Origin of the sequence: Geobacter sp. OR-1, from assembly GCF_000813145.1 — a bacterium.
Taxonomy (GTDB): Bacteria; Desulfobacterota; Desulfuromonadia; order Geobacterales; family DSM-12255; genus Geoanaerobacter.
Window position 1 is genome coordinate 1 of sequence record NZ_BAZF01000023.1, and the last position, 26,140, is coordinate 26,140.

The window sequence follows — 26,140 nt, forward strand, 5'->3', positions numbered from 1 at the left end:
ACGGAGGTATGGGATAATTTGCTGGAGCCGTTCTCCCCATGGATAAAGACGGAATTCGACCAGCACTGAAGTCAACCACTAATAGGGAGGCATTATGTCACAACTGTCTGACGGAGCCATGGCAAATGCCCTGCGCAAACTGCACAGCGCCAGCCAAACGATCCCGATGCAGCAGGCCCAGCCAGCCACCGCCCACATGTTCATCGTCAACCCGCTCACCGCTGGCAGCCTGGTCTCGCTCTTCTCCACCCACCCGCCGATGGAAGAACGGATTGCCCGGCTTGAGGCAATGTCAAGAGGAGGATGGCGTTCATGAGCATGTCACCAACCAGAAGAATACTTCCCTGCATCCTGTTTGCCGGCGTCATGTCGCTGACCGTCTCGCTGGAACACGGCCATGCGGCATCCGCCGTCGCACCGGATCCAGCGATTTATGAAACCCTGAAAGCCTTTCACGGGCATGCCTGCGCCGGCTCCATCTTCGGGGCGCGGCTCGGGCTGGCCGCCAGGGAGGCACTCAAGGAGGCAGGCGGCACCGGGAAATTCAAGGCCCGCTATTATGACCTCTCCTGCCCTGTGGACGGCATTCAGGTGGCAGCCGGCACAACATACGGTAATGCCGCGCTCACTGTCGAAGACCGGGACGAGCACCGGCTTATCCTGACCGCCGACGGCAACAAGCGGCAGGTTGAAGCCCGGCTCACCAAAAAGGCCGAAGAGGCAGGGTTACGGTCACGTGATCTGGGGAAGAAGGCCAAGTCACTGCCGGAAGGCTCGCCTGAACGGAAGCGGCTTGAGCATGAGGTGGAGGAGATATTCGCATGGCTCCGCACGGCACCGACAGCGGAGATCGCGACGGTCACCGTGCTGTCGAAAAGGTAGCATCTAAAATGCCTGATCAGAAAGGGATGTTCGATCATGCCTGAAACCACGCTCATGTGGATAATATTCTGTTTTGTCTTCGGCCTGATGCTCTTCATCGACCTTGGCCGCAACCGGAAGAGCCACACTGTCTCTTTCCGCGAGGCGCTTGTCTGGAGTGCTGTCTGGGTAGGACTCGCCCTGGCGTTCAATGCCGGCATCTGGTACACCATGGGGAGCGGCAAGGCACTCGAGTTCTTCACCGGTTACCTGATCGAGAAGTCGCTCTCGATCGACAACCTGTTCGTGTTCATCATGATCTTCTCATACTTCGGTGTCCGCGGCCAGCACCAGGCCCGCATCCTCAAGTACGGTATCATCGGCGCCCTGGTGATGCGGGCGGTCTTCATCTTCGCCGGCATCGAGGTGCTCACCCGTTTCCACTGGCTCTTCTACCTTTTCGGTGCGCTGCTGATCGTCACCGCAGCCAAGATGGCGTTCGGCGACGAAGGTAAGATCGATCCGGAAAAAAATCTGGTGATAAGAGCCATCAGGAAACTGTTGCCGGTCACAAGGCGCACCTTCGGCGACTGGTTCTTCACCCGGCGGCGCAGGATACTGGTGGCCAGCCCTCTGCTGGTTGCACTTCTCATGGTGGAGTGGAGCGACCTGGTCTTCGCCATCGACTCCATCCCGGCCATCTTTGCCGTGACCCTCGACCCTTTTATCGTCTTCACCTCCAACATCTTCGCCATCATGGGACTTCGGGCGCTCTACTTCCTGCTGGCGAATGTCATCGGGATGTTCGCCTATCTCAAGTTCGGGATCTCGTTCATACTGCTGTTCGTCGGCGGCAAGATGATCGCGACGGTAAGCGGCTTCCACATCCCGATTACCATCTCACTGTCCGTCATATTCATATCACTGGCCGTAGCCGTTCTGACATCGGTCATCTTCGGCAGGCGCCAGGCCGCCCAGGTGCTGGAAAGCACCTGACATCAACCATGAAAGGAGCACCCATATGCAACTTCACCAGAAACAGTCCAGAGGAGAGAAAAAGAGGAGATTCAAGCGGAGAAAAGACGAGCATGTGCTGAGCAATGTTCTTTCCTTGCGGATCAGTGATCAGGAAAAGCATGAACTCGAGAAGATCACCAAAACAAGTTCCAAAAGCGTGTCTGAAATAGCCCGTGAGGCTCTTGAATACTGGTTGTCGGCGCGCAGGCGGTATTGCCTCAACACCTGATGGCCAGGATAACGTTATCAATCAATACGAAATCAATCAACCAGGGAGTCAATCAGATGAAAAAGCATGTCGTCAGGGTATTTACAGTTCTTGCAGCGGTTCTGTTCATGAGCATCACCGTGATGGAACTCAACGCAGAAGCCAGGGCCGGCGGAAGCCGATCAATGGGGAGTCGCGGTTCGCGCAGTTATTCACGACCGGCAACAAACTATTCACAGCCATACCAGTCACGCCAGCAGGTTGCGCCTGCCCCCAGCCCTTTCCAGCAGCAGGCAGGTGGCGGATTCCTGCGAGGCATGGCAGGCGGTATCATGGGCGGCATGCTTGGGAGCATGCTGTTCAGCGGCGTTGCCGGAGCGGGAACCGGCGGCATGGGAGGCGGTGGCGGCATCGGCCTGTTTGAAATTGTGCTTCTTGGAGGGATTGGCTATCTCATCTATCGGTATATCAAGAAGAGAAGAGCCGAAAGTTCCGTCAACCCGTACAACAGAATGTGACCGGCTTGCTGTATATAGTGCAAATGTTATTCTTTCAGAAAGTATAGGAAAGAGCGGCACTTTGTATCAGCGAGGTATGCCAATGCCTGCAACATACATCATCAAATGTCCATCATGCGGAACTGGCAACCGGATACCTGTCGAGAAGGAAGGCACAAAAGGTCACTGTGGAAATTGCAAGGAAGTCTTGCCGCCATTGTATTTTCATCCGCAGCAGATGAGCGGGCATACCTTCGACTCCTTCATCAACTCGTATTCCGGACCGGTGCTCGCAGAATTCTGGGCTCCCACCTGACCGCATTGTCACACATTCGCACCGGTGGTGCGAACAGTTGCAGAAAAACTGGCCGGGCAGGCGGCGGTATTGCAGGTAAACACGCATGAAGACCCCGCGCTGGCCTCCCGGTTCGGGGTGCGAGGTATTCCGGTGATGATTCTTCTGAAGCAGGCGAAAGTAATTGATCAACTGCCAGGCGCTCAGAGTATCGAATCCGTATTGTTATGGTTTCGGCGACATCTCTGAAACGTTGACACTGCAGCAAGCATAGTAATGTTTGTGGTATGGTAGTGTCAGAGAGTTATTACACTATCATACCACAGTAGTCCCAGTACCGGTTGTTTGCCGGGAGCCGATGTATTTGTACAGGGTTTCCCGGCAGATTTTGAGTTCGCGTGCTATCTTGGCTTTAGGGACACCGGTTGCGGCTTTCTGCTTCGCTTCTTCTATTTGTGCTGCAGTTAAGGCTGCAGCCCTACCTTTGTACTTCCCTTTTGCTCGGGCAAACCGGATACCTTCCGCCTGTCGTTCGCGGATGATACTCCTCTCGAACTCGGCAACTGCACCCATTACCGACAATAAAAGCACTGATATTGGCTCATCGTTGCCGGTAAAGGTCAGGGACTCCTTTACGAACGTAATTTTTACACCTTGAGAGGTAAGGCTCTGAACCAATTGCCTGAGGTCAATCAGGTTGCGCGCCAAACGATCCATGCTGTGAACATGTAGGTGGTCACCGTCGCGTAAAAATCTGAGCATTTCTTGTAACTGTGGTCGGTCAGTCGATTTCCCGGGGATCTTATCGACAAATACACGGTCGAGTTCTAATCCATCAAGTTGCCGATCAACGTTTTGGTCATCGGAACTTACCCGTACATACCCTATTTTCTGTCCAACCAAGAACACCTCCTGTCACATCTGTCTAAAAATATCGAGTTACTACCCTAGATGCGCATTATACCATGGGATGCAGGAAATCGATCTGGGGTAAACCCCAGATTGGCGGTTGATTGTCTACCTAATATTCGATCCTAATTCGGCGACACGCCAACTGATTCGGGCGATGGCCGTGAGGGGCCTGAAACCGCCGGGGCCGGAATTTGCAAATCGTTATGGGAGTTTTGTACAATGAAACAAGATGGCTAGACGAACAGGAGTGACCAGTATGGGTTATTGTAAAACTAACTACAGTAACAAGAGAACTGAATGCAGGCGGTTAGCCGCACATATAGCCAAAGCGGCTTGGCAGATGGGGCTTGCTGCTAGCATTGAAAAGTCACGTGTCTCAGCAAGCCATTACGTGAATGTGTATGAAGAGACTGATGCTAATGAACTCAAGTCGCTAGAGATTCGCTGCTCAGACCATACATCTTTTGGCAGCAGGGCTGATATCTACGCATGGCATGACGAATGTCCATCAATCACAATTGAGAAGGTTGCGAAATTCTTTTGTCGCGCAATTCCTCCCGGCTTCAGTAAGGCCGATTATGAAGCCCGTTCTGCTACAGCAAAAAAGGCTGCAGCAACGCGTCGCTTTAATCGGAACAAAGAAGAGTTATCTATGTCCAGTGCTGTAGCAGAACGTTTGATACATGCAAAATCAACAGGTCGTGTGATGGCAGGTAAAATTCTTGACGAAATGTACCCGAACATCCCGCGAGCGCAAAGAATGCGTCTTGCCGATGATGCTGCATGGGTGGTTTCAAGAACGAAGGCAATCGGCACCAAAAATCAATACGGTGAGTATATTCGCTTTGCCGATCGAGTGCTAATTTCGCGATGTGCAATGTGCGGGGAGGAGTATGAAGAAAAGTGGGGAGGAAGCGAACCATCAGTACACTGTGCTTTGCCGAGTCGCAACGAGGGCATTAACTGCGACCTTGAAGAATTTGAAACCAAGGTTCTCAAGTCAGTCACTGATGAAGAATGCCGCAGGGCAAAGGCATATCTCGATGAAGTATCAACAGAATTGAGACGAATCGCCAGCGAGACGCCAAACCGAAATAGTAGGAAGAAGAGGAATCAACGCCTGCGCGACAGACTTCTTGAAAAATACTATATCGACCATCGTCGCCTTGATGTGCTGATAAAGCACAAGATCGTTAGTAAAAACGAGATCGACGAAAAGAAAGCGGCGTAACCACCAACCGACTATCACAGGGGCGGCTGTCTCAAAATCCCCTATAAATAGCACCCCTCGAAGCCGCATGGTTCCGGGGTGCTTTTTCCGTTTTCAGCCATCTCAAAACCAAGTGATTATGAGACAATAACGCACCTTCTCCCGCATATGCTATCTTTGCCTTCTTGGGCCGTATTATCGGCAGCCTACCTGATTTTAAGGTTCTTCACTCTGACGGTACCTTTTCTGATCTCCAGAGATCCGTCGATAGTCGTATAACCGCTGCTGTTGCTGGTATATGTTTCGTTGTAGCCGCCGTCCAGAGTTACGGACACATCCCGATCAAATACGCAATTCTCTGTCAGGTCGATCCCCCAGATCTGGAGCGTGTTACCGGTAGATGCTGCAGCATAGGCAGCCTGGAGGGTTGGGAAGTATTGGTCGTTGATACGGGCAGTATGCGCCTGATCCTTGGTGAAGGTTGCTGTCACCGAAGTGTTTGATAAGAGCGTGACACTGCAGGTCCCCGTGCCAGTGCATGCTCCAGACCAACCTGTGAATATGGAGTAATCTGGATCAATCGACAGGGTGATTGCGGACCCGTTGTCGTAAACGCCCCAACATGTACTATTACATGAAATACCGAACGCTGGGCTGGTAACGGTTCCCTTACCAGTACCATCGATAACGATATCGAGACGATATGCCGCCCGGACTGTGATATTCACATCAGCGGAATTACCGACATTGCCGACGGCATCAATTGCCCGGGCCTTAATGGTATATACACCAGGTGTTGGTAATTGCCAGGTTAGGCTCCAGTTGCTAGTGCCAGACGCCACAACCCAACTCTGTCCACCATTCATTGATACTTCCACTTGTTGAATTCCGCTACCAGACCCATCGCCGGCGGTTCCCTGGATGGTGTAACTGGAACCATAAATAACCTCACCGATTGCCGGGAGGCTGATGGCAACATTTGGTGCCTGCTGGTCAAGCCCTATCAACCGTGAATCCGTAGTCTGGTTGTCTGCATCATCAACTGCTACCGTAGTGATCTGGTTCAGCCCTGTAGTCAACGTAAGGGGTTGTGCGAATGTCCCATCATATGCAAGAGGTACATTATTGCCATTGACCGTAAACCGTTTTATTTGTGTCCCATCCGTGGTCTTACCTCTCAGGGTTACTGTCGCCACTTTCGTCCATACGCCTGCCGCCGGTGCACTTACAGAAAGGACTGGCGGAGTAGTATCGATTACATACTGTACCGTTTGGACTCCACTCGTGTTCCCGGCAACATCATAGGCTATGAATTTCAGAGTCGTATTGCTGCTGATGGTTATCGGCGATGAATATACGGTTGAGGCCGTGGTCGGGTTGGTGCCGTTAAGGGTGTAATAGATTGCCGCTGCCTCGTTGGAGGCAAGAGAGACAATCTGACCTGTTTTGTAAAGCCCACCGGCCAATGACGCGCTCACAACCGGTTTTTCCGTATCAAGAATGATGGTGGCCGTTAACGGAACAGGCGTTGAGTTGCCCAGGTTGTCGCGGTACCAGAGATGAACCGTTTTAGCGCCATCACCTGTAGGCAAGGTCCAGACTTTCGAAGTGACGTATGGCCCCCACGCAGTACAGACATTATCATTGCTAATGCACATCTGCGCAAGACCGCTGGCGTCCTGGGCGGTAAGTTTCAGCGTCACTGCCTGGCTAGTTGTAAAACTCTGTCCGTTGTTGATCGCAAATGAGCCTACCGGCGGCTGATTGTCGATCATCCCGACGGCAACTCCGGCAAGTGACACCGCCAGCAACGGGGTATTTGCATCCGATGTTGCAATCTCCACCTGGGCGCTCTTTGCCCCGGCATAGGAAGGCGTAAACTGGATGTCAACCGTACAGGTTGTTGCCGGCGCCAGGTTCGTTCCGGAACAGTTATCTGCCGTGACACTGAACTCATAGGGATTGACTCCTGCCTGATTCAGACTACCAAGAGCGATGCTTGCCGAGCCGCTATTCGTAACGGTCAGCCGCACCGGCGATCCGCCACCTGCATAGGTGCCGAAGTCAATCTGCGCCGGTGTAACATAGACACCGCTGTTGACGGTCAGCGCAACCCCTGCCTCGCCATTGCCGAGCCGGTACTGGGCATCATAGGATTCGCTGTCTCTCCGGGCGCTGCCAGCATTGAAGTTGCCATGGCGCAGGGTGTAGTTCTCACTCAGCCCATAGGGATTGTAATGGATCGGATCAGGATCGGTTGCGTCTTGCACAGAGTCGCCGTCGCTGTCGGCACTCTGTGGGGTACTGCCGTTTGCAATGGTGTGGAATACCATGACCTCTTTGTAGTCATTCAGGCCGTCATTGTCTGAATCGGCCTTTCGTGGGTCGGTCCCCTTCAGGTACTCCTGGAGATTGATCAGGCCATCACCATCCAGATCACTTTGCGCATCGGACCGTTCAAGCGGATTCAGACCGTTGGCGATCTCCCAGGCATCGGGCATACCGTCGTTGTCGTCATCGTCATCAACGATGTCAGGGATGCCGTCACCATCCAGATCGGCCAACCCCAGATAGCCAGTCTGGCGACCCAGTGCATACGTTATGACAAAATTCTCGCTTTCGCGGCGCCCGCTCCCCTGGTTAAATCCCACCTCCTGCAATGAATCCCGCAAGATGAAGTTGTCGCTCTGTTGCGCCAAACCTGTTTGCGAGAAACTGGCCCTTTTCAGCACATAGTTCTCGCTGCTGCCATCCATCTGCGGGTTGTCTGACTTGGTCGGATCAGTTCCCTGCTGGTATTCCCGCAGATTGTTCCAGCCATCGCCATCCGGGTCGGCTAATGGATTTATCACTCCAACCAGGGCGTACCGATTTGCCCAGGCATCGGCAAAGCCGTCATTGTTATTATCGGTGTCGTATGCGTCGGGAATGCCGTCATTATCGACATCGTTCGAAAGATACTCGATTTCGGCGATCTTGAGGGCTGACTCGATGCCGCTCTTGCGCACCTTGAAGTAGACCGTCCTCTTGCCAACAGCGCTCAGGGTAAAGGTCGGCGCGACTGTGTAACTCTGCCAGGTAGCGCCGACAAAGTTCACATCTTCGCTGGCCATATACTCGGTCGGGTTGCCGATACTCAGGTTATTGAGGGTTACCTGCTGGCTGGTGGTATATGACGTGCCGCCATTCAGAGAGAACAGGGCCACGATCGGTTTCTGGTCGGTCTTGCCGGTCACGGCGTGGGGGCCTGCCCCTGCCTCGCCGTAGGTGTATTGCGCAACGCTGGTCGTTCCGTTCTGCACGCTGGTCTCGGTCAACATGTTGCCGATTGCATTGTAAACGTAGTCCTTGCGGTAGCCACCGGTACCGGCATCCTCAGCCGACATTAGCCGGTTGAGGGGATCGTAGCTGAAAGTCTCGGTGCGCGGCGCTGCCGGCACCGTATTGTTGAGGATCTTTTTCACGTTGCCGGTATTTTCGTACTCATAATTGAAGTCCTGGATTCCGCTTGTCAATATGCGCTTCAGCCGCTGGTTTTCCGGATAATGCTCAAAGGTCGTCGCCAGGCCGTTCCCGTAACTGCGCTGAGTCTCCTGGCCTGCTTCGTTATAAGTGATTGAGTTCAGGATGACTGACATTCCCGACAAAATGCCAGACAGTTTTCCCATGCCGTTGTAGGAGAAGGTTGTCACCTGGCCGTCCGGGAATGTCTGGCTCACCATGCGATCGAGAGAGTCGTATACCCAGGATGTGGTCCAGGTCATGCCGTCCATTATCCGCATCTCGCTGGTCTTGCGCAGCCGTGCGTCATAGGCGTAAGTGACCGTCCCCACCGCATCGGTCACCCGAGACAGGGTGCCGATCTTCCCCTCGTCATAAGCATAGGAGATGTCCGGGTCATTGGGGTAATCGACCAGCGTCACCCGGTTCATCGGGTCGAAAAGGTATCTGGTGGTGGTTCCTTTGGCATCGGTGGTGGAAATGATGTTGCCGACGCGATCGTAACTTGAGGTTCGTGTGCCGAGATCAGGATCGACCACCTTGGTTTTTCTGCCAAGAGTGTCGTAGGAATGCGTGGTGGTGTTCCCTATGTGGTCAGTGGTCGAGAGCAGTTCGCCGAGAGGGTTGTAGGCATACCGGGTCAGATACACATCACTGCCGTTCACCTCTGCTACCTGCGCCAGTTTCCCGCCAGAATCGAACCATTTCTGCTTCTGATGTCCGTTCTCGTCGGTCTCGGTAATAGACCAGTGATCATACTGACGTTGTGAGAACGTCCCATCCGGGTTGGTCACCTTCACCGGTCTCCCCATCAGGTCGTAATCGGTGACCGTTTTCGGTTTCGATTGAGGCTCGGAATACGCCTGGCCTGCCGCTATAAGATACGGCACAGTATGGCCTGACTCGCGTCCCATGCTGTCGTAATAACTATCCACCACCACTTGGGAGGCAGTATCCTGATACTCGGTCTTGGTCTGGATGACCCTGCCGAAACCGTCCACCGACTGAATGGTGTCCAGGGTGCCGGCGGTACCGGCTTGTTCTCGGGCCTTGACGGTCACAGTTTCAGGTGCGATACCATCCAGGCTATAACTAATCTCAGTGGTGGGGAAGTCATTGTTGTCCCCCGGCTTGATCACCCTCACCAGCCGCTTGAAGGTGTCATATACATATTTGGTTACCTCGCCGTTTGGATCTATTTCTTGAGTTGGCTTGCCGGTTGATGAGTCGAACTCCCGCTCCGTCACCTGCCCCTTGGCATTGGTCACCTTTACCGGGAAGGTGTGGGAAATGGTGTCGTAATCGACCTTGGTCACCCGTCCTTCCGGATCCGTGGTCTCGATGCGGTTGCCGTAACTGTCATAACGATAGGTTGTCACCGGGTTCTCGCCGGTATCGAGGGAATGCTCCTCTCGCGTCAGATTGCCAGCGGTCGGAGGTTCATCCGGGCTAACTGCGCCGTCATAAGCGAACCAACTCTCGCGCACTTTTGCGCCATCGCTGGTGTAGGAGACAGCCGTGTGCTTCACCTTGTCCATAATCCATGAGTCAGTGTTGTAGGCATACTCCCGTTTGGTAAAGGTCTCGTCACCTGGCACGACGATGTCGCCATAATGGGACTCAACAATTATATTGCCGTACTGATCGAACTGATAGTCGGTTACAACCTGCTTCGGGTTGACTGGGTTGCCGTCATAGGTAGAGGTCTCGACCCGATCGAGCGTTACTGTTGTGACCCCGCCGGCAGAGGTCGACGACCAGGTGTTGACGGTCCCGGTATACGGGTTGCCAGCAGCATCCGTAACCAGTGTCTGCGCTTCAGTCCCCTTCAGGGCATCGTCCTGATTGAAGGTATGGATGACCTTCGAGCCATTGGCCCGGGTCTCAGTCACTTGGCCGAAGCCTCGGAACTCGCTGGTGTAGAGGCCATTTGCATAAGTAAAGGTAGTCCGGTCACTTGTCCGGTGAGGACTGCCGACTGGCATGCCATTGTCTTTGGCCACCGATGACACTACCCAGTAATTGCCAGGAAACTGGCTGTTCTGACAAGTGGCTGAGGATACATAGTCAATCGTGGTTATTCCGCCTAGATCATTGGTTATCGTGTCCAGCAACCAGGCCTGACCGGATCTGTTGGTTGCAGCCTGCCAGGTTTCACCGGTTATATTGACCAGGTCGAGAATTCCGTCGCCATTCACATCCAAAAGGTCGCGGGTGACAACCGTATCGGTCTCCTTCCGGATATTGCCGTCTGATCCAGGCACACTCCACGAAATGGCTGTGGTGAAACCGCTGCCGGTGTTCAGGTGGACATCCCAGGTACCATCGGACTTGGCAATAACCACGTCGGGCAGGCCGTCGCCGTTCATGTCGATCAGGTCACGGGTGATATTGCCGCCTGCATCGGCTTCCACAATTCCGCCGGCAGGGGCGTTTAGCCACTCCGTCGGCGTCATGGAGCCGGAACCGGTATTTAAGGTAACCTGCCACGGTGTCGTGGTGCTGTCCAGGTGGTCCAGTATCCCATCACCGTTCATGTCATATGCGTCGGACACGGTGGCGGGACTTACCTGCCGGAACACAGGGGCGCTCTGAGGAGCCCAAGTCGAATAGTTCGAAAATCCGGCATCAAGTGGTTTGTAGGTGAACCGGGTGGATGACGGCAATGGAGTGCCGCCAGAGTCGGACTTGGTGATAGCGGATAGGAGTGATTTCGGCATCAAGGACGTGATCGGCTCGTAAACGAGGTTTATGTTCTTAACAGTGCCCCCGCTGACTTTCACGGTTATCTGGCTCAGTCTTTTTGTTACATGGACCTGTGATCCCTGGTCAACAGTCCAGTATGCATCCGGTCGATCTCCCCAGGTAAAAGCAATCGATCGCTGCCGGTCGTTATTGTAGTCGATGCTGGCGAGATAAACTGCGCCTTCTTGCTCCTGGTACGTATAGTAGATCGCGTTGCCGTTCGTGTCAGAAATCCTGTCGAGGCTCCAGCGCCAACCCTGCGGGGACCCCGGATCGCCGGGATAGACGAGATTGTCCGAGTCTTGCGTGGTGCCGAAATAGAATCTGGTGCCGTTCTTTGAGGTCATTTCCCAGCATTCACCGGAACTGTTGGTGGTGAAGGATTTCTTCTCGATCTTCAGGTATGTTTCGATCTTGGTGCGATAACGGCCACTGCCGGTGTCGACCAAGTCATGCTTTGCCCCGTTGAGGATGAGCGAGAATGAGCCATTGCTGTTTTTCTGAATGTAATTGAAGGGAATTTCCCAACCTGCTCCAACCTGATTGATGATGTTTTCTGCCAAGTAACTGTTGTACGCAATTGATAATTGTGGTGCTAGGCCACGTGTTCCAGCAGGAGATTCAATATTGAGGTTGTAATTTTCACTCCCGGAAAATTTTGAGGTCTGGTAAGCATTCCAATAGGTTTGACCATAAGCAAAAACACTTTGATTAATGGTTACAAACATTAAAACAATAAACAAATAAATAAGTTGTTCACGGCATAGTGAACAAATTGATACATTGCATACTTTAACCAATGCATATAATTTATTTATTAATAATTTCATGATGCAATGTGTTACCAACAATCCCTTAGTAATGTTTGTATAGATGCTGATGATGATGGATGTCTCAACTCCCACATCCACGATTTATCATTCTCTATACTTGGTTTACCGAGTTGTTCCCACATTTCACTTTCCATGCTTCTTGCATATTTTTCTTGAGTAATTCTTTGGCCACACGAATAATCTTTGTTTAGTTTCATCAACACATGAGAGGCTTCATGTACAAATATCAATGCTGTTTCGACTGGATTCCTGGTTCTGTCAGCATCAATAATAATGTCTATTTCATTATTGTTATTAATTCTTGCCAAACCTCTATTGCCACTTCCCAATACTGATTCATTAAATGTGAACCCTATATTAATTACATTACTTTTTGAATTGTTGTTGATTTCATCCCAAATATACCTACCTATCGCTGTTGATTTAACAATGTCTATCATCTGTTTTGCTTCATATGTTTTTTTAACTATACTCACCAGAGTCATCGACATAATTAATATTTTTGGATTTATGTTTACTCTTCTTTTTCTTTTTCTTTTTGTCATTTTTCTTTTTCTTCTTGTATCCGTCATCATCAACGAAACTAAGCGGGTTGTTGCCCACGTAGGCATAACGATTCAAATCCTGCGGGTCGTCAAAGTCAGGTTCTGCAATATCCGCCTGCGTGAAGTGGCGCAGTTCGGGGCTGACATATCGCGCCTCGAAGTTATACAAGCCAGACGCCTTGTCGCTTTCCTTGCCGGTGTAATAATTTTCTGATCCACCCTGACGCACTTCACCAAAAGGCAGATAACTGGTGCTGTTGACAACCTTCACAGGCACTGACGAGTCAGTTACAGCACTGACGCCACCAAGGTGGTCAGGATGGTAGAAATAGGTGCCGACAATGTCCTTCTTCGCCACCCTGTCACTGCCTGCAAAATAGTAACGGGTGTTCTGCGCCTGCCCTTGCTTCACTTGGGTTTCGTAATGCTTGCCGAGGTAGTAGGTGGTCACGCCATTCTCGATCTTTTTTACTCGCTGCCCGGTGTGATCGTACAAATACTCGGCCACCGTACTGGCGCATGCGGCATCCCCACACACCTTCACCAACTGGTTTGCGTCGTTGTACTGATAAAACTTGCCGTCACCGTTCACCAGGCTGCCGTTGGCATCGTACTGGTTAAGGAGAACTGCATCCTCCCCATACGCTTCCTGCTTCGGGAGCATAAAGAACATGACAAGCAATATGTAGACGACAAGGCGCGCTATCATGGTCGTTCCTGAGTTGCTCCTACAGTTTCATGATGAAGGCAAGGGCATAGTAAGGTGGGCGATTTTCATGGGCTGCATTGCTTCCAGTATATGAAATGTTTGCGTAGCCGTAAGCATCAACTGACGCATATCCAGAACCGCTACTTCTGGAATAGTTGCCCCCTCCTGGCTGAATATACAGCGGAGACCAGCCACCTGGTTGAACGTGTAAATGTCCAGCATCTGTATGATTGTGTCTTGGCATTTCCGCTACAGTCAGAATATGGGTTGATTCTCCACCAGTTGCGCCAAGTGTATATCCACTACCTGCTCCAACAATAAATTTATCTAGCAAATTCGGCGTCCCATTTGTCCCATCACACAACGCCCATCCTTCTGGCACCGTAGTGCCGCTCCACATGATGATGCCGCCCTTGGGGATACCGTTGCCGGCGGCAAAGGCATATCCGACGCTGGCAAGCATTTGCCGTGGCAGGAACTCTGAATCGTTTGCAACTGAAATCCCCAAATATGTCTTTGGATGTAAAGCGAAAAAATCATTGGAGAGTGGGGTTATGCTTCCAAGCATAACGTTGAACACCCCATCGGAAACAACTACCGGGCTGGAGTTGGTCGTGCTCCAGGTTTCGGCCCAGATTGGATTGGTTCCTGTGGCTGTGCTGTAAATTCGAAACGTCATGTTGAAACTACCATTGGCAGGACCACCGCTTTTGTTATTGAGCGTCCCCTGGTAGTTGATTTTTTGCGGTATAGGTCCGCCCCAGGCGCTCATCCCAATAGTGATTGATGCAAGGGTTATTACAAACAGAACCCTCAGTGTCTTCATTGAGAATATGTCGAACATCTTCAATCCTCCCGATGCTTGATGCACTTAATAAGCAGTGATCTCCACATGCTCTCTCCTATAGTTTCATTATGAAGGCCAGAGCGTAATACGGCGGCAGGGTATTGTGAGCAGAATTCCCACCAGTGTATTGGTTTATTGCTGTAACACTTGAGGTAGGATACCCATAACCGGATTGCATGTAACCTGTGTATGTTCCCAGTGCATCAGGCTTCAATGCTGCTGCAGTACCGTTAGAGTTAGTGACTGTGTGGGCATGTGCATTTTGAACGTGAGTATGGCTCGGAGTCTCATTAATACTCAAGACGTGGTCTTCTTCCCCTCCTGTCACACCCCTTAACTTCCCATCGCCAAATCTGTCACCGATGCCAACTATGAATCTGTCCTTAAGGTTTGGTGTACCATTTGTACCATCACATAAGGCCCATCCTTCAGGAATATTGGTGCCACTCCACATAAGAATGGCCCCCTTAGGGACACCATTGCCTGCTGCCAAAGCGTAGCCGACACTCCCTATAACTTGGCGTGGCAGAAATTCTGAATCGTTCGCAACTGATATTCCCAAGTAAGTTTTCGAGTGAGTTGCAAAAAACTCATTCGAGAAGGGGGTAATGCTACCAAGCATGACATTGAACACTCCATCAGTAACCACCACAGGGCTGGAAGTGCCGGTGTTCCAAGTCTCCGTCCAGAGTGGCGTGGTGCCAGTCGCCGTACTATAGATCCTGAACGTCATGTTGAAATTGCCATTTGCAGGCCCGCCGCTCTTATTATTGAGCGTTCCCTGATAATTAATCTTCTGCGGGACTGACCCACCCCACGCGCTCACCGCAATCGCGATCAATCCTGCCGCTATAATAAAGAGTGCTCTCCACGACTTCATCACGAACATGACAATTCTCCTCCGGTATTCTTCGCAAATTGAATAGTTAAGATCAAAAAAACAGAAAACCGGCTCAGGAGTGGCCCTGAAACCGGTATTGGTGTTACTGCGATGCAACGCTCACAGTGATGCACATCCCTTGTTTCGTTAACAAGGATGTTAAAGAGGCTGATGCACCCTTATCGTTATGACCCTCGGTCACAACATTGCCCCTCCGCACATGACATTAAACATCGCCAATTATACACAATCAGCCTCGACTCGCAAGAATATTGTTGCTGATATCAGTGTTCGGAAACAGCAAATCCCAACTTTCATGTAGAAGTGGGATTGGTTAGGTTCAACCTTGTGTGGTATGAAAGTGTCGCTGACACCGCATGACTCCGCCTTGCCATCACGCCCCATGAAGTTATGTGTAATAGATCAGATCAGTGCCCTTACAGCCTCAAAGTCCAAAGTCACCAGCGGACGCTCAGGGTCATAACCACCTCTTGCAGCCTCCAGCAACGTTATACACTCGTTCCACTCGCTGCCTAGTGTCGCGAAATTGTCGTCTGCCTTGAGCCTGATGCCGATGCCGTGGGACCACCGGTACGTCTCCCCCCCAATTTCGTTAACACCCCTGCCTTCCGAGGCATAAAAGCGGCCAGCCTCTGTATCCATGATTACCTCATCATAGGTCATGTCGTATGCGCCGTCACTGACCCGTTTTTCTACAACTCTCATAGCATCCTCCCATTCATTTATTTGTCTGCTAAATATTTCCTCACCGATGCCATTTACGTTTCTAACAATCATGCCAACCCTTGGGGGTAGTTCTTATATAATTGTTAACGTCTTCTTGAATCTGTCACTATGCTCAGAATAGATCATTCACAATCCCGATGTCAAAACTCAGCGAAATTACTATGTATTTTCAAAATAACGGAACTTTTTGAAAGTCAGACAAATTTAAAGAAGTAGTGTAATTATGGTCAGTTATGAAACTATTGATGTGAGATGCCTGAGGGATGTATACGTGAGATGGCTGGAGGAATTGGAGTGAGTGACATAGGAGGATACAGGATTCCATCGTAATACGAGAGAAATCCTGCAAGCCTACTGTTTGCCGCATAACGTTTATATGAAGGGATACGCCTCTCATGTGATATAATTAATAATATCAAGGAGGTGCGAATGGGCATTCGAAGGTTGTGGCGAGAATTTATCGGGTCACTGGGTTTAGGGGTGGATGAGGATGATGCAACTGGCTGCTATTCGTCGAATGATGATGGCGGGTTGTGTAACGATACATGCTCATCTCTGTCGAATGAAACGGTCGTTAACCCTGCGACTGGCTTACTAATGATAGGCGGCATGGCAGGTGTCGATGTCGCCGGCAATCCGTACGGCGTTGATCTGCATCATGATGATCAATTGTCATACTCATCAGAGCATGACACGTTGTTCAATCCTGCAACGGGTCTTGAGATGGTTAACGGCGATATAGGCGGGTTTGACATCGGAGGAAGCACCTTCGGCCATAACATCCATGAGGAGCAGTGGCCCGCTTGGAATACCTCGGATGATTCCTGGGCAACTTCGCCCTGTTCCGACGACAGTTGGTCCTCTTCTCACACGGACGATTATTGGGGAGCTACCGCGTCAGCAGATGATTCCTGGTCAAACAACGACAACAGTTCCAGTTCATGGGCTGACGATACGTGGTCATCATGCTCGTCGCACGAAGATTCATGGTGTTCCTCAAGTGACAACTCTTGGTCCTCAACATCGGATGATTGGTATTCCTCAAGTTCTGGCGATGACACGTGGTCGCACTCGTCAGAAGATTGGTGATGTCTGGTTCCTCGCCGGTTGGTACCAGTGTGTCATGGTGCCAACCGGTCAAATCGCAGGTATTGAAAATTTCCCAATGTCTATCGATAATTTCCCGATAGGCATTGATAATTTCCCGATAGGCATTGATAATTTCCCACCAAGTATCGATTTTTTCCCAAAAGCCATTGATTTTTTCCCAATAAGCATGCCTAACGGTCCGATATTATTAGCTATTTCCACTCCTAAATAGTTTAAAGGTGTTAAAAGGTTTAAAGGTTTAAAAAAAACAACTACTACACCGTGGGGGTTTTTCTTTTAAAGTCGATGGGAAGATTTGGTCAGATCTTCGAACTATCACACTTCACGGTAAAGTTATCCTCACTGAACATTACCTCGATCCGCATCCCCTTAGACTGAATCAAACATCCTACGACAATCAGCAGTAATTATGCTGTGTTAGCGCAGTCCGGCTGCGATGATGGTGGTCATTTGCTATTTAAAACCTTATATGATAGCGTAACTAATAACAGTAACACAAGTTATTAATTGCTAGGTTGCAGCAAAAAAAGTGTTTTCTGGAGCCATCGTGCTTTAATGACTGTATTAGCAAAGTTAGGTGACAGGTGGTGTCGATGTTGAAAGTTTTTCGTTTACGATTTCCAACCTGGCTAACATCATATGAGAGTGAGGTCCGGAAAATGGAGAGGAGGCAGGGTCATGAAAATAATTGGGAATGCAGGTAACTGCGATGTTTTTGTCGATGGAGAAGTTTTGCACCCAGACCACTCGCTTGCACTGCGCATCCATTCGCCCGCCGGTTTCAACTGGGGCTATAACGGCAGCGGTTCCGCGAGCGTGCCGCACAAGCAGAAGGGCGTGCCGCGACTCTTGCTGAAGAGGTTGTGTCGTTAAGAGAGTTGCTCACCAAATCCACAAAAAAAAGGGGAAGAGAATGATAAGCGTTAGATTTTCTGGACCAGTGGCTGCAATTACGACACTTCGTGATGCGATGAGGCCGATCGGTGCGAAAAGGGTTTCCTACAAGGCCAATTATGACGGATTGACAGCGCGTCTGTATGTGTCATTCGATGCCGAGGCATAGCGTGCAATGCTGATAAGGTTCAGTGGTGGGGCCAACACTTCACAGGGAGCATCGTCGGGAGCGGGGGCGATTGGAACACTACCGGCACAACCTTCTGGGAAGCCCATAAGTGTCTCCTGGCAGCGTTAGGGTTGAATAACTTCGGTAACTGGGCGGCCAAATTCTAGGACGCTACCATCACTCCGCATAATTAGGACTGTTCGCGTCAGGCCTCTGGTAGTGACCAGAGTAAAAAACTTACGGAGGAGATTTTATGCAGGTCTTAATAAAAGCAGATGACGAGAGTTTCTACAAACAGTGGAAGTTTGTTCTTGAACAAGCCGCCTACAGGATGAGGGTATCCGGCATGACGTTCAAGCAAGCCATGCTTGCGCACGAGTATCCTCATGGTATTTCCGATAAGGCAAGAGATCGTACCCATGCATATAGAATCCTCGATAGTGAGAACGGTATCATCTGGGCCGACGACGGTTTCGATGGGGTGACAATGAAACTCTACTGGCGGGTCGAAGCATCGGACGGTGTTTACTTCTGTGATAGCTGCAGGGCGCTTTGCCCGGACGGTACGATCATTTACTTTCCGTAGCGGTTAATGTGAAGTGTCGCTGTCTGCAGCGCGACACTTTCATACCACACAAGGTTGAACCTAACCAATCCCAACTTCTATATGGAAGTTGGGATTACATGGCAGTTGATACCTTCATTCTGGGATTCGCCAAGGCTAATTACACCCTCAAATATAAATTTTACCGTCTTCTGAGTGAAAAAGTTCAGAGATAAATTTTTTCATTATCAGTTTTTCCTTATCACATTCAATGATTTCTTGCATGGATATCTCATCGATAAGAGATCCGAATCCCTCGTTTCTCACAGATTCGGCAATAGGTGTTTCATTCACAATGAGTGTAAATTGTATTTTGCCTTCTGCGTTAATCTCTTCATTGAAATAGTAATCACCTTTTCGCAAGGCACTTAGAATCGCAAAGCGTGGTACGGAAATTATCATTCGTCGGGTTCCTCCCCCTGAAAGAAGTCGATTTTTGTTACACTATAATCATTATCAACTAGTGTGCCCAAGCCATAACTCATATTCTTTCAGACTTTTACCTATTTCCATCCTTCTTTTCATCGGTGTACAAAAATTAGGTTCTGATTTGCAAATTGATGTCCAGGTGGTTTCACGCATCACCTGGATTGTTTCGAAATACTATCGAATGTATGGCTATTTGATGTCACCTGGAGTTTGCTCTAGCTATACGAAAATTATTAAGCAACTAGTGCGCCACGGTTGCCATTTACTGGTCAAACGCCGAACCTTTCCTGCAGGCAAGCGACGATCAGATCATTCATCGATATTTCGTTGTCTATGGACCTAAATTTGATCGCCCTGCGCAACTCGGCCGGCATTTCAAGAAGGAACTTAACGATCGGCTTATGCTCGCGCGATGTAGAAGAAGCATAAGAGGTGAACCGTTCATCAGCATTAAGTATCGTATCAACCAACTTCGTCGCTTTTGATTCATTGTTGTGTGCCGACACCTGGGAGACTTGTGGCGGCTCTGAGTGTTGCATCCCATTCTGATGGATAAATGCATAGATCTCTGCATCGTCAACATGCGGCCTGTCTGATTTCATGCGCTCACCTCCGCAACCATTGTCTGGTGAATGTTTTTCAATTCGTTCCATAAGGCTATCATTTCGGTAGCAGCCTTGCTCTTAGGATCTGTTTCAACAACACCTTGACCATGTTCGATTGCCACTTTATGGGCCACACGATCATGGAGACGCGATTGAAGGAGCGGCATATCCAGTTCTCCGATCGCATCAAGAGCACTCTGGACGGTTTTCGTTCCTCGGCAGATTTGGTTGAGAAGAATTCTACCCTCAATCGCCGTAATTGATCGGGCCGCGTTAACGATGTCGATCGTGTCACCTAGTCCCCAAATGTCGATCTGGCTCGGTTTTGCAGGAACAACCACAATGCCCCCCTCTGGGCGAACGATATTTTTGCCACAAGCAAGGATGGCGCTTCGCATAATGCCTGTATCGCCGCCTCCACAATCAATAATCGTAACGTCGTAAGGTTGGGACAGCGTTGTAAGCGCTTCATGGAGCCTTGGGGATGGCAGGGCGATCGTGACAGGCTTTTCGCATGATCGGAGCCGGTCCCAATATAAAGCGCTCTGCTGGGCATCGGCGTCCACCAAGAGGACAGACTTGTTATCAATTACTGCTGCACACACTGCCAATCCTATCCCAATGCTTGTTTTCCCAACACCCCCCTTTCGCGTGGCAACTGAAATTAACATTATCGCCATAACCTCCATTGCATATCTAAGTTTACCAATCCCACTATTACAACTTATGCAAGATTTATTACTATTCCAGGAAATGCAGGGAGTGTTCCATAGCATGTAATGCAAGGATTGATCGGAATTGCGCCAAGAGGACTACGATGAAGTGTGACCACAAACGTGTGATTGATTATGTGGGATAATAGTGTGCTTTACTTGTAATTATTGTACTGAATCAGTGTTCGGCGTAATAAAGACGTCCCGACTTGAACATTTCAACAGTGCATACAGCGCTGGTGATGAATACTTCTCCGTGACTAACAACAATTGCCGGATATTCTTCTTTTTTAGCGGCAAAGATCCCACGAAAATAAATCACATCAAATCCGCATTTTTTTGCATCACGTACGAATTGATCCTGGTTGCTGGTTTGCATAGTCACCCCGTAATCATAGTGCATATGCCATTACCAGCATCGCTTATACAGTCAAGATATATTTTTCACTCAATGTTCGGAAAGGCATCATCAAGTAGTGGGCATACTCTAGCCAAAAGTGACTTGAATATCTTGTTAACTGATTGACATAAGAAACAATGTTTCTTAATAACTGGCAATGTGTAACTTTCAAAATCAATATGGAAGGGGGATTGGCAAATTTCCTCCTTGATCATTTTCTCCATAATAATTGCAAAAAAATGTTGTCAATTTGTCAGTTGCCTATACATATTTAAACAGTGAAGACCATACGGATAGGAGGTCGAAATGCCAATTTTTACTAAAATCTGTCAAGATTTACTCCCTGCAAACAATTCTTTCCCCGGCAAATATCGAGAGGCTGATGGAACACTCATGCATGGGGTGTATCTTCGTGAATACAAAAAAACATTCCATAGACTGCTTATTCGTAATGGGCATTTTATGCGCAAGTATAGATACCCTAAAATTGATGCAAAGTTTCAGTCAACTATGGTGAATGACCACAACCTTTATCTTTGCGGAGGTTGGATGCTCAAAGGGTTAGATTACAAGTGCATCACCAGGGTGATTGAGGGAGTGAAGCCTATGGGCGCCTTTTGCTCATACAATGAATCTGAAATAGAGCCATTACTTGAAATGTGTTTTAAATCTGGGCTGCCGTACAGATCAACAATCATAAAGATTGATGATCGCATAAATTACGATATCGTGATAACGGCCAAAGGTACATTCGGAGAAGTTTTTGACCTTACTTCTCTGCAACTAGACTATATGAGTTATGTCAATGCTTCTTCATGTCCCGATAAAGAAAGAGAATGCTTAGCAATTACGGCGCTGATTTCATCACTACACAACAAAAACATATCTGACTACTTGGAGTATGATTATGCCAATCCCAAAGGGTATCTCGATTATATCCTAGTAGGGTTGATGCTGGGGTATCCTATTGAAACTACTGTGTCGTTAATCTATTAGCCTGAACTTATAGACTTCAAAATAGTTGAAGACTCGTTCGTCATGACAAGACAATATCCAAATGGCCAGATTGATTTCAGGCAAGCAATGGCATATGCTCATTACGCGATAGCCACGCAGAAAGGAGGTTAATAGAAAGGGCAATAACGATGAAACGGGAACCACTAGCAAGAGCCACTCGGTTTGGTAGTATTTTCAGGCTCAAAAACTCCAGCAAGTTGCAGATAACATTCAGTTACCTTGGAGAGCGTGTGCGACTCAGCACAGGATATGAGGACAACATTACAAACAGAGAATTACTGACAGTACTCCTCGGCCGAATCAGAGAAGAAGTCCAACAAGGGATATTCAGTTTTGTCAGAACATTCCCTAAAGCGCCAGAGCCACTGAAACGACGATTCAGTCTGTTGGAAGGACGTGAGTACAACCCTGAACCTCACCAGGTCACGTTCGGAGATTATCTCAACCGATGGAAGAAGATTGAACTGGTAACGTACACGGACCAACTGAAAGAGGACTATGAAAACATAATCAACAGCAGGCTGAGTCCATATTTCAGATCCATCGCGTTTGATCATATCACCGCTACCTGTATCAAGGATTTCATCGAGGATCTTCGCCATCGCGAAGGGGAGAAAAAGGGGCAGTATCTATCTATCAAGCGGATCAAAAACGTTATGACGGTGTTCCGCGCGATTTTTGAAGATGCCTGCGATCGGTATCAATGGAAAGACCTTCGATACCCTGTTGAGTCGATCAAGAAAAAAATCGATGCTGTGAGACGAAAAACTGATGAAGATCCCGCTGAAGAAAGTCTGGCACGTAGTGTTTTGCTTTTTTCTGAGTGGATGCGGCTTACGGAAAAGATCGATACCTATTATCAGCCACTTTTCAACGTTATGGCCATGACAGGGATGATTTTTTCCGAAATGAAAGGTCTCAAGCGAGACAGCATTAAACTTGGACACATTGAAGTGAAATCAGTGATTGTCCGCGGCAGGGAAAAACTAAAACCGAAAACCAAGTACCGAGTCAGAAAAATACCGCTGACCGCAAGACTTCGGTCGGAGTTGAAAACGGCAATGTCTCAGGGCAGCGGGGAGTATGTTTTCGATATGAGGTGCGGAAGTATGCTGAACTACACGACACTGCTGAATCTCTGGAAGAAGGCAACGCGTGAGGCCGGTATCGCGTACAGGGTGCCATATGTCATGCGGCACAACTTCGCAGAATGGGCACTGCTGATTGGAGTGGCGCCGTCCCGCCTGCAGGCGATGATGGGGCACGGATCACGGAAAATGATCAACGAGGTGTACGGCAATTATCGAGATGGGTTGATATCGGAGAGATCAAGAATTCTGGAGTATTTCGGTGCAGATTTTCTAGATGCTCAGGAGGCAGGATCAATTTCTGAGAGATTGCCGCAAGTGTTGTCACTGCCATCAGTAACTATTCATCGAAATTCGGCGTTTATTGCGGAGAGGCAGAAGATGGTTGTCGGATTGCCGGCGTTTCTAACACAAAAAGCCCAGAACGTATCCACTCCTCTTGGACAAAGTGATGGACAAAGTTTCGGGCTTTTCGCAGACAACTATTTGAAAACATTGTAGAAAAATTGGAGCGGGAAACGGGATTCGAAAACTCATCCTTATCCGCTCTGTAAGCTAGCAAACAGCATAAAAACATAATAATTTCAACATGTCAACCGGTTTTCTGATTGGTCTTGAGTCCATTTGAGTCCATCAGATTCCAGCTTAAATCAGATCAAATTGCGAAAGCTTTGCGAAAGTAGTTACGATACAATTCTCAGCCCGTTTCCCTTCTCTCCTGGCAACTAGCACTCTGATTCTACAGGTGGGACTCCCGGGTGAAGTGACTTATAGAACTCTACGAAATTCATTCTTGGTAAATGCAACGGGGGGAATCCTGCCCTTCTTACTAGGTCCGCTACGGTTTCACGCATATATGGGTAAATTATAGCGGCACAGTTGATTTCTGCTACTTGAGCTACAGCAGCCATATTAGTGATTTTATTAGAGAACGAAAAATGACTTATGCATTCAATAAGCAATTTAAAGGGAGTTTCCTCGCCATCAAGCTCCACTTTCATAAATAAACGTAAGGTATTAATTTCTTCCGAGTATTCATGTCGTAAAGATAACTTAGCCCCAACTTCCTTGTTTTCCGTAAGCTCTGAAATCTTTTTCAGATCAAGGTCAAAATGGGTTGAAATTATTCTAAAGTCTTCAAATGTAAATTCGTGTGCTTCATTTGCCATAGTTGACCACCATACTCCCATGCATAACAGCACCAAACTTTGCCTTGAAGGGAATGGTTGTTTCTACTTGAGGATTGTTTTTGTTTTCGATAACCTTCAATAGCCTTGGTTCGACATCTAGGACTCTTAACAGATTATCCATGGCTTCACTTTGTATAACTTCGCAGTTTTCATAACGAGCAAAACTTTTTGCTCCCCCCCCAAGCAACTCAGAAGCAGCATTTTGATTAAGCCCTAGTCTGAGTCGTATCTCTTTGATTTCTAAGGACGTTAATAACCCATCCACTTTGCGATAAAAGTCCCTGAGACGTCGGCCAGTAGCTTTACTATCTTTGCTTGCCACTAGAGATTCTTCACATGTGGGGCAATCCCATACCGTGTAATTCGGCACATCAAGAAACTGACCTTTATACTCGAATGTTTCGGTAACTTGCTTGCTTACGAGAACACCAGATCCACAAACTGGACACAGATCGCCTTGATTGTAATTCATAAACTCTCCTTAAAGGACACAACGACACCTTTTCCGTTAAATGATATCTGCAATTTAACGTAAATGCGTGTTGCGCCGTCTTTGGTGTAATAGACGTCTTGCCATACCTTAGCTAATTTTTTGGAGGGCATTGATTTGTGGAACTCACTTCTTTTAACTTTCAAGACCCGGTTCACGATCGCATCCTCATCAGGATATCCGAGCTTTGCTGCGAGAACTAGATCGTCACGGCTGACGATCCGAGTGTCCTCGTCTTGGAGCAGTTCTTTTATTTCTTCTAGGTCGTAGGTAGGTGTCTTTTGCATATAAGTATGATTTGTTACCCTCATAAGTCAAGCATTAAAAGTATCATTATGATACTTTTATTCATCGGGCCTACATGTTGTGGAAGCGAGCGTAAAAAAAAACAACTTGTAGTATAATCCGCACTGTCTGCCAGCCGGCGCCAAAGGCGTCGAAATCCCCGGAAACAATATCGCCAAGCTCAATATTGCAAGGTGTCGGTCAGTTCAAAGACCATTTAGTCGCCGACTGATTCACCAAGATTAATTGACCAGTCAGTTTCATTTTTTGCGCCTAACAAGATTGGGAATTAAAGAGAATCAATAACACATGAAAACCCCTTTGGCAATAACCCGCGCCATATTTGAGCAGGATCTGTCATTGGAGAATGCATCAAAAAGACTGTGGATAAGAAATGAACCGCCCTAATTTGAGAGTAGAAGTCCATGCCGCAACATCGCACACGTCACAGTGTGAATCGGCATGGAGTCTTGACCCACCATCGGCGTCCAATCGTGACCCAGGCAATGCTGAAAATTGTCTATAGAGTCCCAGTCATTATCCGAAATATTGTGGGTAAGCGTTCGACGCCGATTAGTAGCTAACGGGTCAAAATCACATGCCAATTTACAATTATACCGCAAATGCAAAAATATGCCGTTTAGGTAATCAGGTTTCGCCTTAGTCATTATCCACAACTAAAGTGATAGTTTTCAATATATGTAATAAAATCTTTAATTTCTTGTGTCGTAGGTTTCTGTTTACCCAAGGGAGATGTAGTATGATGAATTAAATCAGCGGCTATATAGAGGAAGAATGTGCGTAGCGCTATATTATTCATGAATTGGCATTTATTGGTCTCTTTTATAATCATTTTAGTTGTTTTTTCAATGACCTCCGAATATACATTCGTCCGATTATTTCTGTTGTTGTCAAAACATTTAGCTTGTTCCATAGTCGTTTGACCGCTACTAATTTCGAGTAACTCTTTCAATCTTACAAAGTCAGATAAATTGCAGTTATCTGTATAATTAAAATTAAATATGAATGAAGTGAATATAGATTTTAAGTTAATTTCTATTATTTTTTTTATTTCTGCGAGTTTATGTTTATGTCTTTCATGTTCTGCCAAAATTCTTTCAACATCAATTAGCATCTCATCCATTTCCCTGATCATCATCTTTGACTTCCCAAGCGATGCCGCCAGTATTGTTAGCAAGGCTCCAAGTTCTATTGAACGAGCTGAGTCACTCTCCGCCAAAACCCGCATGGCGTCAATCTGGGCTGTCAGTTCATTGCGGATGCTCTCCAGTCTGCCCAATGAGACCTTGTTCACGTCTACCTCCTGTCGGTTGTCTTG

The 26,140-nt window shown here is 48.5% G+C and carries 27 protein-coding genes and 1 pseudogene; 13 read left to right on the plus strand and 15 right to left on the minus strand.

Annotated features, from left to right (window positions below; all coding sequences use genetic code 11):
- Positions 1-115: 115 nt before the first annotated feature.
- The 6 genes and pseudogenes from OR1_RS17700 to OR1_RS21790 all read left to right on the plus strand — a co-directional run.
- A pseudogene (locus tag OR1_RS17700) lies at positions 116-316 on the plus strand (protease HtpX); the annotation flags it as partial.
- A complete protein-coding gene (locus tag OR1_RS17705) occupies positions 313-882 on the plus strand; it encodes a formylmethanofuran dehydrogenase subunit E family protein (RefSeq protein WP_237754344.1) in 570 nt (189 codons plus the stop codon). The pseudogene OR1_RS17700 and the gene OR1_RS17705, both read left to right, overlap by 4 nt.
- Positions 883-918: 36 nt before the next feature.
- Entirely contained in the window at positions 919-1,857 is a 939-nt protein-coding gene (locus OR1_RS17710; RefSeq protein WP_041973781.1) for a TerC family protein, read from the plus strand.
- Between the two features lie 25 nt (positions 1,858-1,882).
- Positions 1,883-2,107: a ribbon-helix-helix protein, CopG family gene (locus OR1_RS17715; RefSeq protein ID WP_041973784.1), complete on the plus strand. Its 225-nt coding sequence runs from the start codon at positions 1,883-1,885 to the stop codon at positions 2,105-2,107.
- A 56-nt stretch (positions 2,108-2,163) separates the two neighbouring features.
- Positions 2,164-2,604 (plus strand): hypothetical protein, encoded by a 441-nt coding sequence (locus tag OR1_RS17720; RefSeq protein WP_305047301.1) that lies wholly within the window; start codon positions 2,164-2,166, stop codon positions 2,602-2,604.
- 82 nt (positions 2,605-2,686) lie between these two features.
- Complete coding sequence (locus OR1_RS21790) at positions 2,687-3,127, plus strand: thioredoxin domain-containing protein (RefSeq protein ID WP_082003024.1); 441 nt, start codon at positions 2,687-2,689, stop codon at positions 3,125-3,127.
- A gap of 66 nt (positions 3,128-3,193) precedes the next feature.
- Here OR1_RS21790 and OR1_RS17725 read toward each other — a convergent pair whose 3' ends face one another.
- Complete coding sequence (locus tag OR1_RS17725) at positions 3,194-3,781, minus strand: recombinase family protein (RefSeq protein WP_041973787.1); 588 nt, start codon at positions 3,779-3,781, stop codon at positions 3,194-3,196.
- 265 nt (positions 3,782-4,046) lie between these two features.
- Here OR1_RS17725 and OR1_RS17730 point away from each other — a divergent pair, with 265 nt between their 5' ends.
- A complete protein-coding gene (locus OR1_RS17730) occupies positions 4,047-5,021 on the plus strand; it encodes a hypothetical protein (RefSeq protein WP_041973790.1) in 975 nt (324 codons plus the stop codon).
- A 185-nt stretch (positions 5,022-5,206) separates the two neighbouring features.
- On the opposite strand, the gene OR1_RS17735 is transcribed toward OR1_RS17730, so the two are convergent.
- From OR1_RS17735 to OR1_RS17755, 6 genes are all read right to left on the minus strand, one after another.
- Positions 5,207-11,809 (minus strand): chitobiase/beta-hexosaminidase C-terminal domain-containing protein, encoded by a 6,603-nt coding sequence (locus tag OR1_RS17735; protein WP_041973793.1) that lies wholly within the window; start codon positions 11,807-11,809, stop codon positions 5,207-5,209.
- A gap of 278 nt (positions 11,810-12,087) precedes the next feature.
- Complete coding sequence (locus OR1_RS22170) at positions 12,088-12,555, minus strand: hypothetical protein (protein WP_160295277.1); 468 nt, start codon at positions 12,553-12,555, stop codon at positions 12,088-12,090.
- Positions 12,542-13,333 carry an RHS repeat-associated core domain-containing protein gene (locus tag OR1_RS22425; RefSeq protein WP_041973796.1) on the minus strand — a complete coding sequence of 264 codons (792 nt, stop codon included), beginning with the start codon at positions 13,331-13,333 and terminating at the stop codon, positions 12,542-12,544. Before OR1_RS22425 ends, OR1_RS22170 begins: the two co-directional genes overlap by 14 nt.
- A gap of 19 nt (positions 13,334-13,352) precedes the next feature.
- Positions 13,353-14,177 (minus strand): tail fiber protein, encoded by an 825-nt coding sequence (locus tag OR1_RS22595; protein ID WP_052440611.1) that lies wholly within the window; start codon positions 14,175-14,177, stop codon positions 13,353-13,355.
- A 58-nt stretch (positions 14,178-14,235) separates the two neighbouring features.
- A complete protein-coding gene (locus OR1_RS21125) occupies positions 14,236-15,069 on the minus strand; it encodes a tail fiber protein (RefSeq protein ID WP_052440613.1) in 834 nt (277 codons plus the stop codon).
- A 414-nt stretch (positions 15,070-15,483) separates the two neighbouring features.
- A complete protein-coding gene (locus OR1_RS17755) occupies positions 15,484-15,786 on the minus strand; it encodes a hypothetical protein (protein ID WP_152609961.1) in 303 nt (100 codons plus the stop codon).
- A 925-nt stretch (positions 15,787-16,711) separates the two neighbouring features.
- On the opposite strand from OR1_RS17755, the gene OR1_RS17760 reads away from it, so the two are divergent.
- The 4 genes from OR1_RS17760 to OR1_RS17770 all read left to right on the plus strand — a co-directional run bounded on the left by OR1_RS17760 (position 16,712) and on the right by OR1_RS17770 (position 18,566).
- Positions 16,712-17,128: a hypothetical protein gene (locus tag OR1_RS17760; protein WP_152609962.1), complete on the plus strand. Its 417-nt coding sequence runs from the start codon at positions 16,712-16,714 to the stop codon at positions 17,126-17,128.
- Between the two features lie 467 nt (positions 17,129-17,595).
- On the plus strand, positions 17,596-17,790 hold the full coding sequence (locus OR1_RS17765; RefSeq protein ID WP_041973803.1) for a DUF6166 domain-containing protein: 195 nt from the start codon (positions 17,596-17,598) through the stop codon (positions 17,788-17,790).
- A gap of 40 nt (positions 17,791-17,830) precedes the next feature.
- A complete protein-coding gene (locus tag OR1_RS22350) occupies positions 17,831-17,980 on the plus strand; it encodes a hypothetical protein (RefSeq protein WP_160295278.1) in 150 nt (49 codons plus the stop codon).
- 253 nt (positions 17,981-18,233) lie between these two features.
- Positions 18,234-18,566 (plus strand): hypothetical protein, encoded by a 333-nt coding sequence (locus OR1_RS17770; RefSeq protein WP_041973806.1) that lies wholly within the window; start codon positions 18,234-18,236, stop codon positions 18,564-18,566.
- 147 nt (positions 18,567-18,713) lie between these two features.
- Here the strand turns inward: OR1_RS17770 and OR1_RS17775 are convergent, their stop codons facing one another.
- The 4 genes from OR1_RS17775 to OR1_RS17790 all read right to left on the minus strand — a co-directional run bounded on the left by OR1_RS17775 (position 18,714) and on the right by OR1_RS17790 (position 20,710).
- Entirely contained in the window at positions 18,714-18,986 is a 273-nt protein-coding gene (locus OR1_RS17775; protein ID WP_041973808.1) for a hypothetical protein, read from the minus strand.
- Positions 18,987-19,282: 296 nt separating this feature from the next.
- Positions 19,283-19,615 (minus strand): hypothetical protein, encoded by a 333-nt coding sequence (locus tag OR1_RS17780; RefSeq protein ID WP_041973810.1) that lies wholly within the window; start codon positions 19,613-19,615, stop codon positions 19,283-19,285.
- Positions 19,612-20,298, minus strand: a complete 687-nt coding sequence (locus OR1_RS21130; protein ID WP_052440616.1) for an AAA family ATPase — start codon at positions 20,296-20,298, stop codon at positions 19,612-19,614. Before OR1_RS21130 ends, OR1_RS17780 begins: the two co-directional genes overlap by 4 nt.
- Positions 20,299-20,509: 211 nt before the next feature.
- Positions 20,510-20,710, minus strand: a complete 201-nt coding sequence (locus tag OR1_RS17790; protein WP_041973812.1) for a hypothetical protein — start codon at positions 20,708-20,710, stop codon at positions 20,510-20,512.
- Positions 20,711-21,037: 327 nt separating this feature from the next.
- Between OR1_RS17790 and OR1_RS17795 the strand changes: the two genes are divergently transcribed.
- Both OR1_RS17795 and OR1_RS17800 read left to right on the plus strand, forming a co-directional pair.
- A complete protein-coding gene (locus OR1_RS17795; protein WP_041973814.1) occupies positions 21,038-21,727 on the plus strand; it encodes a hypothetical protein in 690 nt (229 codons plus the stop codon).
- A 149-nt stretch (positions 21,728-21,876) separates the two neighbouring features.
- Entirely contained in the window at positions 21,877-23,337 is a 1,461-nt protein-coding gene (locus tag OR1_RS17800) for a tyrosine-type recombinase/integrase (protein WP_052440618.1), read from the plus strand.
- Positions 23,338-23,561: 224 nt separating this feature from the next.
- On the opposite strand, the gene OR1_RS21135 is transcribed toward OR1_RS17800, so the two are convergent.
- The 4 genes from OR1_RS21135 to OR1_RS17820 form a co-directional block, all read right to left on the minus strand.
- The gene (locus tag OR1_RS21135; RefSeq protein ID WP_052440621.1) at positions 23,562-24,005 is read right to left on the minus strand and encodes a protein-export chaperone SecB; all 444 of its coding nucleotides are present in this window, start codon (positions 24,003-24,005) and stop codon (positions 23,562-23,564) included.
- The gene (locus tag OR1_RS17810) at positions 23,995-24,498 is read right to left on the minus strand and encodes a type II toxin-antitoxin system MqsA family antitoxin (protein WP_052440623.1); all 504 of its coding nucleotides are present in this window, start codon (positions 24,496-24,498) and stop codon (positions 23,995-23,997) included. The genes OR1_RS21135 and OR1_RS17810 overlap by 11 nt, the downstream gene beginning before the upstream one ends.
- Positions 24,495-24,803 carry a type II toxin-antitoxin system MqsR family toxin gene (locus OR1_RS17815; protein ID WP_041973817.1) on the minus strand — a complete coding sequence of 103 codons (309 nt, stop codon included), beginning with the start codon at positions 24,801-24,803 and terminating at the stop codon, positions 24,495-24,497. The genes OR1_RS17810 and OR1_RS17815 overlap by 4 nt, the downstream gene beginning before the upstream one ends.
- Positions 24,804-25,468: 665 nt before the next feature.
- Positions 25,469-26,116: a hypothetical protein gene (locus OR1_RS17820; RefSeq protein ID WP_041973821.1), complete on the minus strand. Its 648-nt coding sequence runs from the start codon at positions 26,114-26,116 to the stop codon at positions 25,469-25,471.
- Positions 26,117-26,140: the final 24 nt, after the last annotated feature.

Bases quoted from the DNA above. Each gene is read 5' to 3' on its own strand.
- OR1_RS17705 (WP_237754344.1), top strand. From the start codon at position 313: ATGAGCATGTCACCAACCAGAAGAATACTTCCCTGCATCCTGTTTGCC.
- OR1_RS17710 (WP_041973781.1), top strand. From the start codon at position 919: ATGCCTGAAACCACGCTCATGTGGATAATATTCTGTTTTGTCTTCGGC.
- OR1_RS17715 (WP_041973784.1), top strand. From the start codon at position 1,883: ATGCAACTTCACCAGAAACAGTCCAGAGGAGAGAAAAAGAGGAGATTC.
- OR1_RS17720 (WP_305047301.1), top strand. From the start codon at position 2,164: ATGAAAAAGCATGTCGTCAGGGTATTTACAGTTCTTGCAGCGGTTCTG.
- OR1_RS17730 (WP_041973790.1), top strand. From the start codon at position 4,047: ATGGGTTATTGTAAAACTAACTACAGTAACAAGAGAACTGAATGCAGG.
- OR1_RS22425 (WP_041973796.1), bottom strand. From the start codon at position 13,333: ATGATAGCGCGCCTTGTCGTCTACATATTGCTTGTCATGTTCTTTATG.
- OR1_RS22595 (WP_052440611.1), bottom strand. From the start codon at position 14,177: ATGTTCGACATATTCTCAATGAAGACACTGAGGGTTCTGTTTGTAATA.
- OR1_RS21125 (WP_052440613.1), bottom strand. From the start codon at position 15,069: ATGTTCGTGATGAAGTCGTGGAGAGCACTCTTTATTATAGCGGCAGGA.
- OR1_RS17755 (WP_152609961.1), bottom strand. From the start codon at position 15,786: ATGAGAGTTGTAGAAAAACGGGTCAGTGACGGCGCATACGACATGACC.
- OR1_RS17760 (WP_152609962.1), top strand. From the start codon at position 16,712: ATGATTCCTGGTCAAACAACGACAACAGTTCCAGTTCATGGGCTGACG.
- OR1_RS17765 (WP_041973803.1), top strand. From the start codon at position 17,596: ATGAAAATAATTGGGAATGCAGGTAACTGCGATGTTTTTGTCGATGGA.
- OR1_RS22350 (WP_160295278.1), top strand. From the start codon at position 17,831: ATGATAAGCGTTAGATTTTCTGGACCAGTGGCTGCAATTACGACACTT.
- OR1_RS17770 (WP_041973806.1), top strand. From the start codon at position 18,234: ATGCAGGTCTTAATAAAAGCAGATGACGAGAGTTTCTACAAACAGTGG.
- OR1_RS17775 (WP_041973808.1), bottom strand. From the start codon at position 18,986: ATGATAATTTCCGTACCACGCTTTGCGATTCTAAGTGCCTTGCGAAAA.
- OR1_RS17780 (WP_041973810.1), bottom strand. From the start codon at position 19,615: ATGAAATCAGACAGGCCGCATGTTGACGATGCAGAGATCTATGCATTT.
- OR1_RS21130 (WP_052440616.1), bottom strand. From the start codon at position 20,298: ATGGCGATAATGTTAATTTCAGTTGCCACGCGAAAGGGGGGTGTTGGG.
- OR1_RS17790 (WP_041973812.1), bottom strand. From the start codon at position 20,710: ATGCAAACCAGCAACCAGGATCAATTCGTACGTGATGCAAAAAAATGC.
- OR1_RS17795 (WP_041973814.1), top strand. From the start codon at position 21,038: ATGCCAATTTTTACTAAAATCTGTCAAGATTTACTCCCTGCAAACAAT.
- OR1_RS17800 (WP_052440618.1), top strand. From the start codon at position 21,877: ATGAAACGGGAACCACTAGCAAGAGCCACTCGGTTTGGTAGTATTTTC.
- OR1_RS21135 (WP_052440621.1), bottom strand. From the start codon at position 24,005: ATGGCAAATGAAGCACACGAATTTACATTTGAAGACTTTAGAATAATT.
- OR1_RS17810 (WP_052440623.1), bottom strand. From the start codon at position 24,498: ATGAATTACAATCAAGGCGATCTGTGTCCAGTTTGTGGATCTGGTGTT.
- OR1_RS17815 (WP_041973817.1), bottom strand. From the start codon at position 24,803: ATGCAAAAGACACCTACCTACGACCTAGAAGAAATAAAAGAACTGCTC.